Raw genomic sequence first — 15201 nt, forward strand, 5'->3', positions numbered from 1 at the left:
AACCTTGGCTAAAAAAAGCCGAGATGTAATTAATAAAGGAGGTACGGACATTGGTAAAATTTATTATTAAACGATTACTTTATATCGTTCTAGCAATGTATTTAATTATTACTGCGACATTTTTCTTAATGCAACTTGCACCAGGTAGTCCATTCGCGAGTGAACGTGACCTACCACCTGCAATTGAAGAACAACTAAACGCAAAATATGGACTGGATAATCCTTGGTATATCCAATACAAAGATTATTTAGTCGATACGATGACTTTTGATTTTGGTGAATCCATGAAGTACACAGGACGATCAACGAATGACATTATTGCTGAAAGTTTCCCTGTATCTCTTGCTTTAGGTCTTCAAGCAATGATCTTAGCAATTGGTCTTGGGATTTTACTAGGTGTCATATCTGCCCTGTATCACAATAAACTTCCAGACTATGCGGCTACAATCATTGCCGTGTTAGGAATTTCGGTTCCGTCATTTATTTTGGCAGGTTTACTTCAATATTATTTATCTTTCAAAGCGGGTTGGTTCCCGGTAAGTGGATGGAAAGGTTTCGCTTATACGATTTTACCGTCATTTGCGATTGCCATTACACACGCAGGCTTCATCGCCAAATTGACGCGTTCAAGTATGCTTGAGCAAAACAATAGTGATTACGTGAAACTCGCTCGTGCAAAAGGTCTTGGAAAGTGGACAGTTGTGTTCAAACATTCACTACGTAATGCACTATTACCAGTAGTGACGTATTTAGGACCTCTTTTTGCAGGAGTTATTACAGGTAGTTTCGTAATTGAACAAATCTTTGCCGTTCCTGGACTTGGTCGCCATTTCGTAACAAGTATTACAAACCGTGACTATACAGTAATTATGGGAACTACTGTGTTCTACTCACTTATTTTATTATTCGCTGTATTAATTGTAGATATTTTATATAGCGTGATTGATCCACGTATTAAATTGAAAGGAGCGAAAAAATAATGAATTTAGACAAACAACAAATTCCAAAAATTGCACCTGAAATGTTTGAAGTTGTCGGAAATCAAACGCAACAATCTGACGCACTCGCAAAAAAACAAGTGTCCTTTTGGAAGGAAGTATTTTATCGCTTCTCTCATAATAAACTGGCGATTGTTGGCTTAATTATATTAATCTTCATTACATTAATGGCAGCTTTTGCTCCTGTATTTTCATCTTACAACTATGAAGAAAGTGTAGGTTTATATAATAGTGCACCATCTGCTACACACTGGTTTGGTACAGATGACCTTGCTCGTGACATATTCGTTCGTGCATGGGAAGGTGCTCGAATTTCATTATTTATCGGTATTGCTGCTGCTACCATTGATTTAATTATCGGTGTGTTATGGGGAAGTATTGCCGGTCTTGCAGGTGGCCGTGTCGACAATATTATGATGCGTATCGCTGACGTGTTAACTGCCATTCCTTATTTACTTGTTGTTATTATTTTACTTGTAGTAATGGAGCCTGGTTTAGTGCCAATGATTATTGCTCTGTCGATTACCGGTTGGGTAAATATGGCGCGTATCGTTCGAAGTGAAGTGTTAAAAATTAAAAACCAAGAATATGTTTTAGCTGCTCGTACGTTAGGCGCAAACAATTGGCATATTATTAAACGCCACCTTATCCCAAATGCGATGGGTGCGATTTTAGTAACAATGACAATGACAATTCCAAGTGCAATTTTCACAGAAAGTTTCCTAAGTTATTTAGGTTTAGGTGTTCAAGCTCCTTTAGCCAGCTGGGGTACAATGGCCTCTGAAGGTTTTAAAGCTTTAACATCTGCCCCGTGGCGATTATTGTTCCCTGCCCTATTAATCTCGGTAACAATTTTTGCGTTTAACGCAGTTGGAGACGGGCTCCGTGACGCACTTGATCCGAAATTACGTAAATAAGGAGAGTGTACGAGATGAAGAAAAAAGTATTAGAAGTGAAAGACTTACGTATTAATTTCAAAACGTACGCTGGTGTAGTCCAAGCTGTACGAGGTGTAAGTTTTGAATTATATGAAGGCGAAACTTTAGCCATCGTTGGAGAATCAGGCTCTGGTAAATCTGTTACGAGTAACGCTTTAATGAAGCTAATTCCACAGCCACCTGGTATTTATGCAGGTGGGCAAATTAATTTCCACGGAAAAGACATTATTCCTTTAACTGAAAAAGAAATGATGGCGGTTCGCGGAAATGATATCGCGATGATTTTCCAAGATCCAATGACTGCTTTAAACCCAACAATGCGCATTGGTAAGCAAATTACTGAAGTGTTATTGAAGCATAAAAAAGTGAATTCACGCGATGCTGCAAAAGTACGTGCAATTGAATTGCTAGACCAAGTAGGAATTCCTTTCCCGGAGAAGCGTTACCGCGCATACCCACATGAATTATCTGGTGGTATGCGTCAACGTATTGTTATCGCAATTGCCCTTGCTGCAGATCCGAAGCTATTAATTGCCGATGAGCCCACAACAGCTTTGGACGTTACAATCCAAGCGCAAATTTTAGAGTTAATGAAAGAAATCCAAAAGAAGTCGAACACGTCGATTATTTTCATTACCCATGACTTAGGTGTTGTAGCCAATATCGCTGACCGTGTTGCTGTTATGTACGCTGGACAAATTGTTGAGTACGGAACAGTAGAGGATATTTTCTACAATCCTAAACACCCTTACACTTGGGGCTTACTTGGTTCAATGCCCGATTTAAACAACAGTACGGACGAGCTATTACGCGCAATTCCAGGCTCACCTCCAAACTTAATTGATCCACCAAAAGGCGATGCATTTGCACCTCGTAATGAGCATGCAATGAAAATCGATTTTGAAATGGAGCCGCCGATGTTTAAAGTATCGGATACACATTCTGCGAAAACATGGCTTTTACACCCAGATGCACCAAAAATGCCACTCCCTGATGCAATCGCACGCCGCATCAAAGGCTATGAACTGGAGGGCAAAGCAAATGGCAAATAAAATTTTAGAAGTACAAGGCTTAAAACAACATTTCGGTACAGCAAAAGATCCGATTAAAGCGATTGATGGTATTAGCTTTGATGTTTATGAAGGGGAAACTTTAGGATTAGTTGGAGAATCTGGTTGTGGTAAATCAACGACAGGTCGCTCAATTATCCGCCTTTATGACATTACAGAAGGTCAAATTACGTTTAAAGGTCGCAATATTTCAGAGCTCAAATCACGTAAAGATTTAATGCAGTTTAACCGAGAAATGCAAATGATTTTCCAAGATCCATATGCATCATTAAATCCTCGTATGACAGCTGGTGAACTTATTGCTGAATCATTCGACATTCATGGTCTTTATAAAAATAAAGCAGAGCGACGTGAGAAAGTTGGTTCATTACTTGAATCAGTAGGTTTAACGCGTGAGCATGCAAACCGCTATGCGCATGAATTTTCTGGTGGTCAACGTCAGCGTATCGGAATTGCCCGTGCACTTAGCTTAGACCCTAGCTTCATCATCGCGGACGAACCGATTTCAGCGCTGGATGTTTCGATTCAAGCGCAAGTCGTTAACTTATTGAAGCAACTGCAAAAAGAACGCGGCTTAACGTATTTATTTATTGCCCATGATTTATCAATGGTTAAATACATTTCAGACCGTATTGCTGTTATGTACCGCGGTAAAATTTTAGAACTTGGCTCTGCGGATGAGATTTACAATAATCCAATCCACCCATATACAAAATCATTACTATCAGCGGTTCCTCAGCCAAACCCTGAGTATGAGCGCAATCGTGTACGTATCCCTTACAAACATACAGAGCACGATCCTGCTGCAAAAGTAATTGAAGCTCGCCCTGGTCACTTCGTCTTCGGTACAGAAGCACAAGCGAAAGAATGGGCTAAATAATTCGCAATAAACGTTAAAAGCACATCTCGTATTAAACCGAGATGTGCTTTTCTACTTATTAGAATGTTTCCGAAGTTGTTTTTGCTTGCATGTGTAATGTTAAGTAATCAGGTCCGCCTGCTTTTGAATCCGTACCTGACATGTTGAAGCCACCAAATGGTTGATAGCCTACAATCGCACCTGTGCAACCGCGGTTAAAGTATAAATTTCCTACATGGAACTCATCACGCGCATATTCTAAATTCATACGATTTGTCGTGATAACTGCACCTGTTAAGCCGTATTCTGTGTTATTTGCAATCGCAATCGCTTCTTCAAATGTTTCCGCCTTTGTCATCGCTACGACAGGACCGAAAATTTCTTCCTGCATAATACGCGCTTTTGGATCAACATCTGCAAATACTGTAGGGTTCACAAAGTAACCTACTGAATCATCTGAAGTTCCTCCTGCAATAAGACGTCCTTCCGTTTTACCAATTTCGATATATTCACTAATCTTTTTAAATGCCGCCGAGTCAATAACTGTCGCCATAAAATTCGATGGATTGACTGGATCACCAATTGTCAGTTCTTTCGTTAATTCGCCTACACGCTCAACTACTTGATCATACACATCTTTTACAATGACAACACGTGAACATGCAGAACATTTCTGACCTGAGAAGCCAAATGCCGATTTAACGATTGATTGTGCAGCAAGCTCTAAATCCGCCTCTTTATCCACAACCATCGTATCTTTACCGCCCATTTCAGCAATGACACGCTTAATCCAAATTTGGCCTTCATTTAATTTTGATGCACGCTCATTAATACGTAAACCAACATCGCGTGAACCCGTGAAGCTAATGAAGCGCGTTTTCGGGTGATCCACTAAATAATCCCCTACTTCAGCACCATTTCCTGGGACATAATTGACAACGCCCGCTGGTAAGCCCGCTTCTTCAAGCACTTCAATAAATTTATACGCAACTACTGGTGTTGTAGAAGCTGGTTTTAATAATACTGTATTACCCGTTACAACAGCCGCAACCGTTGTACCCGCCATAATGGCAAATGGGAAATTCCAAGGCGAGATGACAATACCAATCCCAAGTGGAATATAATCATAACGATTGTATTCATTCGGACGGCTTTCTACTTTACGACCATCCTTCATTGTTAACATTTGACGTCCGTAATATTCTAGGAAATCAATTGCTTCAGCTGTATCCGCATCCGCTTCATTCCAAGGCTTCCCTGCTTCTTTTGTTAACCATGCTGAAAATTCATGCTTGCGGCGACGAATGATTGTTGCTGCCTTAAATAAAACATCCGCACGAATTTCAGGCTTTACCTTTTTCCATGTTTGGAATGCTTTATCCGCTTCTTGCATTGCCTTTTCAGCTAATTCTTGTGAAGCTTTCGAAACAGAACCGATCACTTCTGTTTTGTTTGCTGGGTTATATGAAACGATTTTATCTTCAGTCGTAATGCGCTCGCCACCAATAATGAGTGGATATTCTGCGCCTAATTGTGCTTCTACTTTTGATAACGCCTCTAAATATGCGTTTTTATTTGCTTCTACCGAGAAATCTGTAAATGGTTCATGTTTGTAATCTATCATTTATCATTACCTCCGATGGTTAGTGCATTATTTTTATGCGCCTTATGAAGCGCTTACAAGTTCATTGTGCAATAATTCATTGCTAAAATCAACACATTTTTCTGAAAAGTTCAATTATACATCGGTATTTCTGTACCTGTCGCTTTGCTTCGGTACAAATACATTTGCTAAAATAATAAAAAAATATCTTACTCTTGATGCTCCATGCTAAGATATATGTAAGGAGGTTGCACCGTATGAAACAACTTGATATTACGAATGTTTTTGAATTTATTACAGAAAAAATCGACATCGGCCTTTGTGCGATTGATGATAATGGACGTGTGATCGTCTTTAATAAAAAAATGCGAGATCTTACTGGTGAATCATTTGAACAAGTGACACAGCGCTTTGTCTCGCAATCACTGGATTTTAATTTAGAGCAAAACATGCTGCAAAAAGTTTTGGCTTCTGGTCAAGTAATTAGTCATGTGAAGCAAACGTTTTGGAATGCACAAGGTGAAGAAGTATCCATGATTAATGATTATTACCCCTTTACCCTAAATGACGAAACAAAAATTGCTATTCAGTTTTCGCGCGATGTAACACAACAAGAATTTTTAATGGACCGACCGCTCAGCCGCTATGGCGCTCCGTTAACGTTTGATATTATTACCGCTGTTTCGAAATCGATGAAGCAAGTGATTCAACAAGCGAAAGTTGCGGCTTTTGGTCGGATTCCGGTCATGCTTGTTGGGGAATCCGGCACGGGTAAAGATATGATTGCTGAGGGAATTCATCACGAACTTGTCGAAAAGAACGATCGCTTTATTACACTTATTTGCCGTCGTAATGAGGAAACACTACTTACACAAATCGAAAAATACATTGCAGAAGAAAAAAAATATACATTCTTTGCGGAAAGAATTGAATTTTTATCCATGCCTGCTCAGGAACGCATTATTGAATTATTAGAATCTCATCAAGATCGCCATCATGTTTTCATTGCGAGTATTGGTGAGGATCCGATTGATTTAATTCAAAATGGACGCCTTTCTAAAAATCTATATTATTTATTTTCAAATTTAACGATTCAAGTACCATCATTGCGTGAACGTCGCGAAGATATTAAGCCGTTCATCGATGATTATTTTGCGCGCCGGCGTAGCAACTACGGGATTCATGTGAAGGGATTAGCCCCGGAAGTGGAGGAGCTCTTTCTTACATATGATTGGCCAGGCAATTTAAAAGAGCTTGAAGTTCTTCTTGATGATATTAGCGCATTGCTGACAAATGAGGAGTTTGTTGATATGACGCTCGTTCCCGCTTATTTCAAGTGGAAATTGAATCAAGCACAGCCGATTTCACATGATACAGCTAATCTGTTTGATTTTTCCCATCAAGAATTGCAGCCGCTTGATGAATATATGCGAAAAGTGGAAGATCATTATATCCAACATGCGCTACAATTGAATGATGGAAATATTTCACAAACGGCAAAATCGCTCGGCATTCACCGTCAAGGCTTACAATATCGCTTGAAACGAAAATAAAATGCTTCACTTTCATGAAATCAACATTTTGATTTAGGTCAAAATGTTGATTTTTTTCGTGCTTCGAAGCAAATTTTACGTCAGAGTACAGCATACTTGTTTAGAACCGCAAAATTTCTTTGCGTCATTTCTCAATTTTGCGAAATTTCCCTCTTTTTATTATTCTAGTAAAAATTTTTTAGTATAAAAAAACGTTGATATAACTCAATTTCTCCGCTTAGAAGTTAGAAAATTCTAAATTAGTGTTTCCTTTTTTTATTTTTTTAATATATACTCACTTCAACGTTAGCATAATATTAAATTCACAGGGGGTTGCTTAAATATGACGTTAAAAGATTTCTTTATTGCTCTTTCAGAGAACCAAACTTTAAATTCTGTTGCACAAAAATACGGTTTTAAACTTGGGGCGCAAAGTGTCGTTGCAGGTACAAATATCGATGAAGTAGTCGCAAGTATTAAAGAATTAAATGCTCAAGGTATTTCATGTACAGTTGATAATTTAGGGGAATTCGTTTTTGAAAAGTCTGCTGCACTTGAAGCAAAGGAACAAATTTTAACAGTCATTGAGCGTATTCACAGTGATAATTTACAAGCTCATATTTCATTAAAGCCATCTCAATTAGGCTTAGATATTGATTATGATTTTTGTTATGACAACTTAGAAGAGATCGTTGCTACTGCATATAATTATCAAATTTTCGTTAACTTCGATATGGAAAATTATGCACGCCTACATCCTTCTTTCCAGCTACTTGAAAAATTAAGCGAACAATATAACAACATCGGTACCGTTATTCAATCTTATTTCTTTGAGTCAGATGAAAACGTAGATCGCTATAAAGACTACCGTTTACGCATTGTTAAGGGTGCTTACAAGGAGGATAGCTCGGTTGCCTTCCAAGCAAAAGAAGAGATTGACCGCAAATATATCGAGCATATTGAATATCATTTATTACATGGGAAATTTACATCAATTGCAACGCATGATCACAATGTCATTAATCATGTAAAGCAATTTGTGAAAACGCATAATATTCCGTACGATAAATTTGAATTCCAAATGCTGTATGGCTTCCGTAAAGAGTTGCAATTATCTCTTGCCGGGGAAGGCTATAACTTCTGTACGTATGTTCCTTTTGGTCATGATTGGTACGGGTACTTTATGCGCCGACTTGCAGAGCGTCCGCAAAATCTTTCGCTCATTTCAAAGCAAGTTTTCAATAAAAAATCAAATACAGTTCTTGCTGTTGCAGCTGGTGCCTTCTTACTAGGACGCGTGACAAAAAGAAAAAAATAATATTAGAGTGCTACTAAATTTTGCGTTGAGAGGGTCTAAAGTTACATGTTAAAATGAATGAATTGTTATGAATCTATTTCGCTTTAGGCATCTCTTGTTCATTTTTTTCAGAGCTCTATTGGAAAGCTCATTTAAAATTTTTGACACCTACTGAGCAGAAAATCAATTACGCCTTAGCGTAATTGCGTCCAGATTTTTTCGAGTTCGCTCGAAAAACTTCCCTTAAAAATCTGTGACATCCGCCGGGGCTTAACTTGATTCAGCTGAGGATTCGAACCCTCACTGAATAGAATTGCATCTCTTATGCATTCATCCCCACTTATAGAAGTAGAAGATATTTGCTGAATCAAGTTAAAATTCACAATTCTTTCATAACATATAGTGATGTAGGTATTCTGCTAAAGAAAAATACAAAGGAGCTGTTTTTATGTCAGAGTACAGCTATCAATTTTTAGCTATTATTATTTATATGCTTGTCATGCTTGGCATTGGTTGGTATGCATTTCGTAAAACAAGTAATTTAACAGATTATATGCTGGGTGGTCGTGGACTTGGTGCTACGGTTACTGCATTAAGTGCTGGGGCTGCGGATATGTCTGGTTGGCTGTTAATGGGCTTACCTGGTGCGATTTATGTTTCAGGTTTAGTTGAAGCATGGATTGCAGTTGGCTTAACAATTGGCGCTTATTTAAACTGGTTACTTGTTGCACCACGTTTACGTGTATATACACAAGTTTCGAATAACTCGATTACAATTCCAAGTTATTTAGATAATCGTTTACGCGATAATACGAAATTGCTTCGTATCGCATCCGGGATTATTATTTTAGTATTCTTTACATTCTATGTATCATCTGGAATGGTTTCAGGCGGAAAGTTCTTTGAAAGTTCATTCGGAATGGACTATCATACGGGATTATTATTCGTTTCCGCTGTTGTTGTAGCCTACACATTATTCGGTGGTTTCTTAGCGGTTAGTTATACGGATGTTATTCAAGGGCTTATCATGGTCGTTACTTTAATCGCCGTTCCTACATTTGGTATATTTTTAACAGGTGGCTTCGGTGCTACACTTGATTCGATTAAAGAAGTAAATCCAGACATGCTGAATTTGTTACCAGCTACTGCTACGGCTGCTGGGATCATTTCATCGGTTGCATGGGGTCTTGGTTATTTTGGTCAGCCTCATATTATCGTACGTTTCATGGCCATTTCTTCAATCAAAGAAGTAAAAAGTGCGCGACGTATCGGAATTGGCTGGATGATTTTCAGTTTACTTGGTGCCCTTGCGACATCATTAGTAGGGGTTGCTTATTTCCAACAACAAGGATTTGAATTAAAGGATCCTGAAACTGTATTTATTGTACTTGGTCAAATTCTATTCCATCCGTTTATTGCAGGGATTGTTTTAGCGGCAATTTTAGCAGCTGTTATGAGTACAATTTCTTCTCAATTAATCGTGACATCTTCTGCACTTATTGAGGACATTTATAAAGCATTATTCAATAAGTCAGCATCAGATAAACACTATGTATTTTTAGGTCGTATGGCTGTATTGGGCGTTTCTATTTTCGCTGCTTTTGTTGCTTGGAATCCCGAAAGTACAATTTTAGGACTTGTTGCATTTGCATGGGCTGGCTTTGGTGCTGCCTTTGGTCCAATTATTTTACTATCATTATTCTGGAAAAAGTTAACAAACTACGGCGCACTATCAGGAATGGTTGCGGGTGCATTAGTAGCATTCATTTGGGGTCGTACACCGAGCTTATCTGGCATGCTTTACGAAATCGTACCAGGCTTCATCGTTTGTTTAGTTATTGCCTTTATTGTAAGTTTAGCTACTTATAAACATAATGCAGAAATTGAAAAAGAGTTTCATGAAACACAACGCATTTTAAAAGAAGAACGTAATTAATTCTAAAGAGGGGTATTCAGTTAGTTGCTGAATACCCCTCTTTTAGTTATTACTCGAATTCGCTGCCGCCGTACTTGCTGCAATGGATGCCATCATAACTGCCTGTTGCATTTGTAAAATAATTTCGATTGATACCATCGATAATAGCCCAACCTCTTGCTGATCCATTGTTGTTAGCATTTGTTGTACAGCAATCAAAAACGCCTCATTTTTATACCATTTGAAATGTTTTTCCTTAATAAGCAATTGATATATATGGATCAACTCTTCTAATTGATTTTCACCAATGCGTAAAATAGCTAATAACCCAAGTTGAACATATAGTTGAGGCTTTATTTTAATGCCTTGCTTCTGCAATTTTTCACGAATTGTTAAAATATACGGCACTAAATGATCAATATAATTTTCATCAATGAATGTTAAAATTTGCGAAAGTGCTTGCAATTCATTTCCTTGAGAAAACTTATTTTTACGTAATTCATCGTAGTATTTCCGCATCGTCGTAGCACGAGTTACAGAATCACTATCCGCATCTTTCGTACATAAAACCGCAATCGCGATATCATCCGTTGATGTTAGGAAACGGTGCTGTTTACGCATTTCATCATAAAGCTTTCGCGCATTTTGTGCATGTTCTTGTGGATTTTCTTCATTCAAAAATAACGCTGCAATATAATTAAATATGCTGTTTGGGAATTTTGCATCTCGCAATACTTTTTGATTCTGTAGTGCTTCTTTCACTTTTTGTTCCTTTTGTAAATCATCACTGAAAATCATTGCATAGGAATATTGTAATAATTGGCTTGATCGTATATAGGACAACCAATTTGTTTCTTTTTTGATAATGTCTATTACTTCTTTAAAGCCCTTCTCATCAAACGTCACTTGCTTTGATGAGTAATAGGATGCAATTTGAAATTGGATTCGCTTATCCACTGACCATTTTGCAAATTTCTCAACGCTCTTTAAATTATCCATAATAAGTGTCACTCGTTGTTCCATTATCCCACCGCCCTTACTAACTTATACGGATGACTTCAAGAAAAGTTTCTTTGCGGAATCAAATTAATAATATCCTATTTTCATGTCAATTTAATAATTAGATCACTTTCTCGAATTAAACTTTCATCTTGCGTAACGATTAGTACTGTTTTTCCTCCTGCATTTAGTTGGTGTAAAATATCCATAACGATTTGTCCGTTTTTACGGTCTAAGGATCCTGTTGGTTCATCTGCTAATATGAGCTTGCAACTTTTTAAACGGAGCCTTGCTAATGCAATACGTTGCTGTTCACCACCTGAAAGTGAATATACTTTTTGCTTTATTGCATGCTGCATCCCTACCGATTTTAATGCTTCTTCAATTGTTATATTCGAACGGCTTAAAAATAAAAGTTGTTTCTCCAGAGAAAAAGGATGTGACAGTTCCCTCCTTAATGCCCCAATCTTTTTCTAATGCCTTTTGTATTGTTACATTTCCATAAATCGTAATTTTTCTCGTAAAAGCCCCTTTATCTTCTTTATGAATCGCAAATACCTCAGTATCAAACTCGTTTGCTTTTGCTAAAATCAAATTTCGCATTTCAATTTCTGAATCACCAGTTTCCAAGTAATAGCCTACCTGCACATACTCATCTTGAAAGTTTTCAAGAAAAAAGTATGGCTTTCTCCAATAAATAAAAAAACCGACATGATAATAAAAAAAGCAATTATTGATTTCGCTTTTGTCATATTATTTCTCCCAAATTAACGTGGCTCCTTCTAATAATACATCCCATGAATCCGTGCTAGGCTCTGATAATATGTCCATATCTACGGGTGTATAGTAAATGGCATCTACTATTTGTGGGTCATCTGGAGAAATCATTCCTACTACAGATTCTTTTTGTTCGTTTGATATGTGTTTACTAAAAAGATTACGTGAAGGCGAATTAGCAATTGTTTCGGTTAAATAAAAAAACATGACATTCTTTTCCACGCCATCAATTTCCATTAAACTTGGCTCTGCCCCATGAAAACCATAATAATCTTCTCCGTAATAAAGTACTTGCAGTACTTGATCTTCCAATTCAATTTTTACTAGTTTCTCATCATAAGGAATAATTGTTTCATAATGCATGACATAATAGAATCCACCAAATAATACAGCAACTGTTAAGGCGATGGATGTGCTTGCAACTACCCATTTTTTATAATTCCACTTTTTCTTAATCCGCTTGAATAGAGACGTTTCAGTTTGCAAAGGAATATAAACATCTTGCGTCATAGCTTGGTATTCCTTTTTACATTTCTCACAACTTTTTAAATGCTCTTCCACCATTGCGTTCGTATCGTCGCTAACCACTTCATCAATATAAAGAGGTAATAGATCTTGAATAATTGTACATTTAATCTCGTTCATAATTCATTTCCTCCATATGCACTATAATTTTCTTTCTTGCTCTAAAAAAGGTAACTCTCGCCCATCCCGAACTTTTACCAAAAAGTTGCCCTATCTTCTCGAATGATAATTCACCAAAAACACGTAAGGAAAAAACCTCTTTATAAGGTTCCTCCATCGAATGTAAAAATTGATGAACAGCAAATGCATTTTCCTCGTTCATTAAATGCTGTACGAGGTATACGCCAGTATTTGACTCTTCTACTTCTTCCGAAACAATTTGTCGCTTTGATTTTTTATAGTGCGTAAAATATGTATTTTTGGCGATTGTAAATAACCAAGCTTGAATATCTTTAGAGCCATCGAAGTTATTTATAGCTTTTAACGATTTAAAGAAAACTTCTTGCGTAAGCTCTTCTGCGATTTTTTCATTACGGCTTAAAGAAATAAGATATAAATATACTTTTTGAAAATATAGCTTATAAATCTCTTCAAAATCCACTTCTATTCCCCCTCCCTACTTATATAACTTCCGAAATACGAAAACGTTACAAACTATTTTATAATTTATCAATTACACCTCGTATACAAAATAAAAATACCAAAACGTATCACTTAGCGACGTTTTGGCATTTCTCCTTCAAATTATTTTGCTGTCAAAAGGGCCTATTGGGCAGATTCATTTTTCCCCTATATACATGCAATACCTCTTTTCAATACTACTTTTCTATAGTAACGCTGCCCCTATTAAACCAGCATTGCCTTTGTTAATACTTGCTTGAATCCGTCCTTTTTTATGTTCGAAAAACGGTAATGTGAAGTAAGCATCCACCTTTTCGGCGATTTCTTGTACCATTTGTGGGTGATGGTTCATGACACCTCCACCAAGTACAACGGCATGGGGGTCGAGTAACATCAAGAATGTATGAATCTTATGGGCAATTTCTTCTTGCCAAGTTTGGATGATCGGCATAATGCGCGCATCATTTTCATAATAGCGCTTAAAAAACTGTTCGAGTGTTACATCATCGCCTGTTTTATCTTGTACCATTTTTTGCAATGCAGGTCCTGACCCGATCCACTCTAAATACTCGCCATCACGCGTTAAGGAAAATCCAACTTCGCCTGGTATACCCGCGCCGCGCAACATTTCTCCCGCATGAATCGTACAACAAGCAATACCGGTACTAACGGTCAGATAAATCATCGTTTCTTTTTGAAAATGGCGGATTTTATACTCACCATTTGCCGCTGTCGTCATATCCGTTTCCATTTTAACTTCCGCATTCGGGTATTGTGCCTGCAGTTTCGCAACTAGTGGAAAATCGCGCCACGGTAAATTTTGCTGGTAGATGACCATTCCCTTTTCAATATCAAGTACGCCTGGTAAACCGACCGCAACCTTTGATACTTCTCCAAGCTCATTTTCAAGCATGCCCTGAAATCCATCAATCATTGCTTGAAATAACGCGTCAGACTGCTGTGGGCTTTTCACCTCTATTTGTTTTACGAGCTTTGCTGGTTCCTCTACTTTCGAAATCGCGAGTGCCAATTTCGTACCACCTATATCCCCACTTAAAATCCACATTCACTTCACCTGCTTTACAAAGATTTTGTATTGCATTAATTAAGGTTTAATTTATCAGCCTACTCAACTTCCTCAAGCTAACCCACTATAAGGATAAAGCACATCATTCGGATAATGCATATCACATTGTTCATTCACAAACATCGCGCCATCATCTTCAAAAACACCTTGGACAACTGGAATAGAAAGTTCATCCGGTGTGAATAAAAGTTGAATCGTTGGCGCTGTAATCGGTAAGCTTTGTAATACTTCTATTATATGTACAGGCTGCTTTGAAATGATATCAATTAGTTGGAGTACCCCATCTTCCTCCTGACAAATAATAATTGCCTGCAACTTTGGTACATAGTAAATACAGTCCTTATATTGTGTTAATGCATGATACATGACAATATCTTCGTTTTGAAGCATGCTCATTTTCACGCTAATTGGCAACCGGTGTTTAGTCGTTTCATACAATAATTCGCGTGCTTTCGGTTCATTCATATCAAGCTTCTTCACTTCTGTTGGTTGCAATATTAAATCTACTGTTTGCACATGATAAGTCGCCTGCCGTCTTTTTTCGAAGCCAAATTTCGTATAAAACTGAAGGACCGTGGCATTTGCGAACAAGTACACAAACTGAGCTTGTTTTACATCTTCTATTACAACTTCCATTAATTTTCCAGATAACCCTTGCCCTTGATAGCCCGGCTTTGTCATAACGGTTCCGATTTGTATGGATTGATACGCTCGCCCATCTAAAATCATTGTCCCTATACTCGTCGAAACATTCGCGACAATTTCCCCCTTGTCTTCAAATGCATAGCAACAGTAACTATCATTCCAATAACCGAGCTGTGCCCATTGTTCAAATTGCAGTTGAAACGTTTCTTCACTCAATTGAAAAAAGCTTTTCATCAGCTGCTTATTTTTTCGGATTGCATCTCCCTTAATTAATTTCATTTTATCGCCTCCTATTTATTGTTAGAATAGCATATTTTGGATTTCTTTCAAAAGTG

The 15201-nt window shown here is 37.6% G+C and carries 15 protein-coding genes; 7 read left to right on the top strand and 8 right to left on the bottom strand.

Going from position 1 to position 15201, the window contains the following annotated elements:
• The first annotated feature begins 50 nt into the window (after positions 1 to 50).
• Genes MHI10_RS19070 through MHI10_RS19085 form a run of 4 tightly spaced genes read left to right on the top strand, consistent with a single transcriptional unit; the run spans position 51 to position 3886 of the window.
• Positions 51 to 980: an ABC transporter permease gene (locus MHI10_RS19070; RefSeq protein WP_340788268.1), complete on the top strand. Its 930-nt coding sequence runs from the start codon at positions 51 to 53 to the stop codon at positions 978 to 980.
• Positions 980 to 1915 carry an ABC transporter permease gene (locus MHI10_RS19075; RefSeq protein WP_340788272.1) on the top strand — a complete coding sequence of 312 codons (936 nt, stop codon included), beginning with the start codon at positions 980 to 982 and terminating at the stop codon, positions 1913 to 1915. Before MHI10_RS19070 ends, MHI10_RS19075 begins: the two co-directional genes overlap by 1 nt.
• A 14-nt stretch (positions 1916 to 1929) precedes the next feature.
• Positions 1930 to 2988, top strand: a complete 1059-nt coding sequence (locus tag MHI10_RS19080) for an ABC transporter ATP-binding protein (RefSeq protein ID WP_340788273.1) — start codon at positions 1930 to 1932, stop codon at positions 2986 to 2988.
• Positions 2978 to 3886 carry an ABC transporter ATP-binding protein gene (locus MHI10_RS19085; protein WP_340788276.1) on the top strand — a complete coding sequence of 303 codons (909 nt, stop codon included), beginning with the start codon at positions 2978 to 2980 and terminating at the stop codon, positions 3884 to 3886. The genes MHI10_RS19080 and MHI10_RS19085 overlap by 11 nt, the downstream gene beginning before the upstream one ends.
• Positions 3887 to 3944: 58 nt before the next feature.
• Here the strand turns inward: MHI10_RS19085 and pruA are convergent, their stop codons facing one another.
• Positions 3945 to 5489 carry an L-glutamate gamma-semialdehyde dehydrogenase gene (gene pruA / locus MHI10_RS19090; protein ID WP_340788278.1) on the bottom strand — a complete coding sequence of 515 codons (1545 nt, stop codon included), beginning with the start codon at positions 5487 to 5489 and terminating at the stop codon, positions 3945 to 3947.
• A 236-nt stretch (positions 5490 to 5725) separates the two neighbouring features.
• On the opposite strand from pruA, the gene MHI10_RS19095 reads away from it, so the two are divergent.
• From MHI10_RS19095 to putP, 3 genes are all read left to right on the top strand, one after another.
• Positions 5726 to 7021 (top strand): sigma 54-interacting transcriptional regulator, encoded by a 1296-nt coding sequence (locus MHI10_RS19095; protein WP_340788280.1) that lies wholly within the window; start codon positions 5726 to 5728, stop codon positions 7019 to 7021.
• A gap of 322 nt (positions 7022 to 7343) precedes the next feature.
• Positions 7344 to 8318: a proline dehydrogenase family protein gene (locus MHI10_RS19100; RefSeq protein WP_340788283.1), complete on the top strand. Its 975-nt coding sequence runs from the start codon at positions 7344 to 7346 to the stop codon at positions 8316 to 8318.
• Positions 8319 to 8745: 427 nt separating this feature from the next.
• Positions 8746 to 10233, top strand: coding sequence for a sodium/proline symporter PutP (putP, locus tag MHI10_RS19105; RefSeq protein WP_340788284.1), 1488 nt, complete (start codon positions 8746 to 8748; stop codon positions 10231 to 10233).
• A gap of 42 nt (positions 10234 to 10275) precedes the next feature.
• On the opposite strand, the gene MHI10_RS19110 is transcribed toward putP, so the two are convergent.
• The 7 genes from MHI10_RS19110 to MHI10_RS19140 form a co-directional block, all read right to left on the bottom strand.
• Positions 10276 to 11235 (bottom strand): DUF4003 family protein, encoded by a 960-nt coding sequence (locus MHI10_RS19110; RefSeq protein ID WP_340788285.1) that lies wholly within the window; start codon positions 11233 to 11235, stop codon positions 10276 to 10278.
• Between the two features lie 80 nt (positions 11236 to 11315).
• Entirely contained in the window at positions 11316 to 11570 is a 255-nt protein-coding gene (locus MHI10_RS19115; protein WP_340788287.1) for an ATP-binding cassette domain-containing protein, read from the bottom strand.
• 22 nt (positions 11571 to 11592) lie between these two features.
• A complete protein-coding gene (locus tag MHI10_RS19120; RefSeq protein ID WP_340788289.1) occupies positions 11593 to 11841 on the bottom strand; it encodes a hypothetical protein in 249 nt (82 codons plus the stop codon).
• Positions 11842 to 11964: 123 nt separating this feature from the next.
• Positions 11965 to 12633, bottom strand: a complete 669-nt coding sequence (locus MHI10_RS19125) for a zf-HC2 domain-containing protein (RefSeq protein WP_340788292.1) — start codon at positions 12631 to 12633, stop codon at positions 11965 to 11967.
• Positions 12620 to 13114 carry an RNA polymerase sigma factor gene (locus MHI10_RS19130; protein ID WP_340788294.1) on the bottom strand — a complete coding sequence of 165 codons (495 nt, stop codon included), beginning with the start codon at positions 13112 to 13114 and terminating at the stop codon, positions 12620 to 12622. The genes MHI10_RS19125 and MHI10_RS19130 overlap by 14 nt, the downstream gene beginning before the upstream one ends.
• A 225-nt stretch (positions 13115 to 13339) precedes the next feature.
• On the bottom strand, positions 13340 to 14200 hold the full coding sequence (locus tag MHI10_RS19135) for an ROK family protein (protein WP_340788296.1): 861 nt from the start codon (positions 14198 to 14200) through the stop codon (positions 13340 to 13342).
• A 72-nt stretch (positions 14201 to 14272) separates the two neighbouring features.
• Complete coding sequence (locus MHI10_RS19140; RefSeq protein WP_340788298.1) at positions 14273 to 15145, bottom strand: GNAT family N-acetyltransferase; 873 nt, start codon at positions 15143 to 15145, stop codon at positions 14273 to 14275.
• Positions 15146 to 15201: the final 56 nt, after the last annotated feature.

The sequence above is a fragment of the Solibacillus sp. FSL K6-1523 genome (assembly GCF_038005225.1).
Taxonomy (GTDB): domain Bacteria; phylum Bacillota; class Bacilli; order Bacillales_A; family Planococcaceae; genus Solibacillus.

Coding starts and splice junctions, on each gene's coding strand:
- MHI10_RS19075 (WP_340788272.1), top strand. CDS start 980: ATGAATTTAGACAAACAACAAATTCCAAAAATTGCACCTGAAATGTTT.
- MHI10_RS19080 (WP_340788273.1), top strand. CDS start 1,930: ATGAAGAAAAAAGTATTAGAAGTGAAAGACTTACGTATTAATTTCAAA.
- MHI10_RS19085 (WP_340788276.1), top strand. CDS start 2,978: ATGGCAAATAAAATTTTAGAAGTACAAGGCTTAAAACAACATTTCGGT.
- pruA (WP_340788278.1), bottom strand. CDS start 5,489: ATGATAGATTACAAACATGAACCATTTACAGATTTCTCGGTAGAAGCA.
- MHI10_RS19095 (WP_340788280.1), top strand. CDS start 5,726: ATGAAACAACTTGATATTACGAATGTTTTTGAATTTATTACAGAAAAA.
- MHI10_RS19100 (WP_340788283.1), top strand. CDS start 7,344: ATGACGTTAAAAGATTTCTTTATTGCTCTTTCAGAGAACCAAACTTTA.
- putP (WP_340788284.1), top strand. CDS start 8,746: ATGTCAGAGTACAGCTATCAATTTTTAGCTATTATTATTTATATGCTT.
- MHI10_RS19110 (WP_340788285.1), bottom strand. CDS start 11,235: ATGGAACAACGAGTGACACTTATTATGGATAATTTAAAGAGCGTTGAG.
- MHI10_RS19115 (WP_340788287.1), bottom strand. CDS start 11,570: ATGCAGCATGCAATAAAGCAAAAAGTATATTCACTTTCAGGTGGTGAA.
- MHI10_RS19125 (WP_340788292.1), bottom strand. CDS start 12,633: ATGAACGAGATTAAATGTACAATTATTCAAGATCTATTACCTCTTTAT.
- MHI10_RS19135 (WP_340788296.1), bottom strand. CDS start 14,200: ATGTGGATTTTAAGTGGGGATATAGGTGGTACGAAATTGGCACTCGCG.
- MHI10_RS19140 (WP_340788298.1), bottom strand. CDS start 15,145: ATGAAATTAATTAAGGGAGATGCAATCCGAAAAAATAAGCAGCTGATG.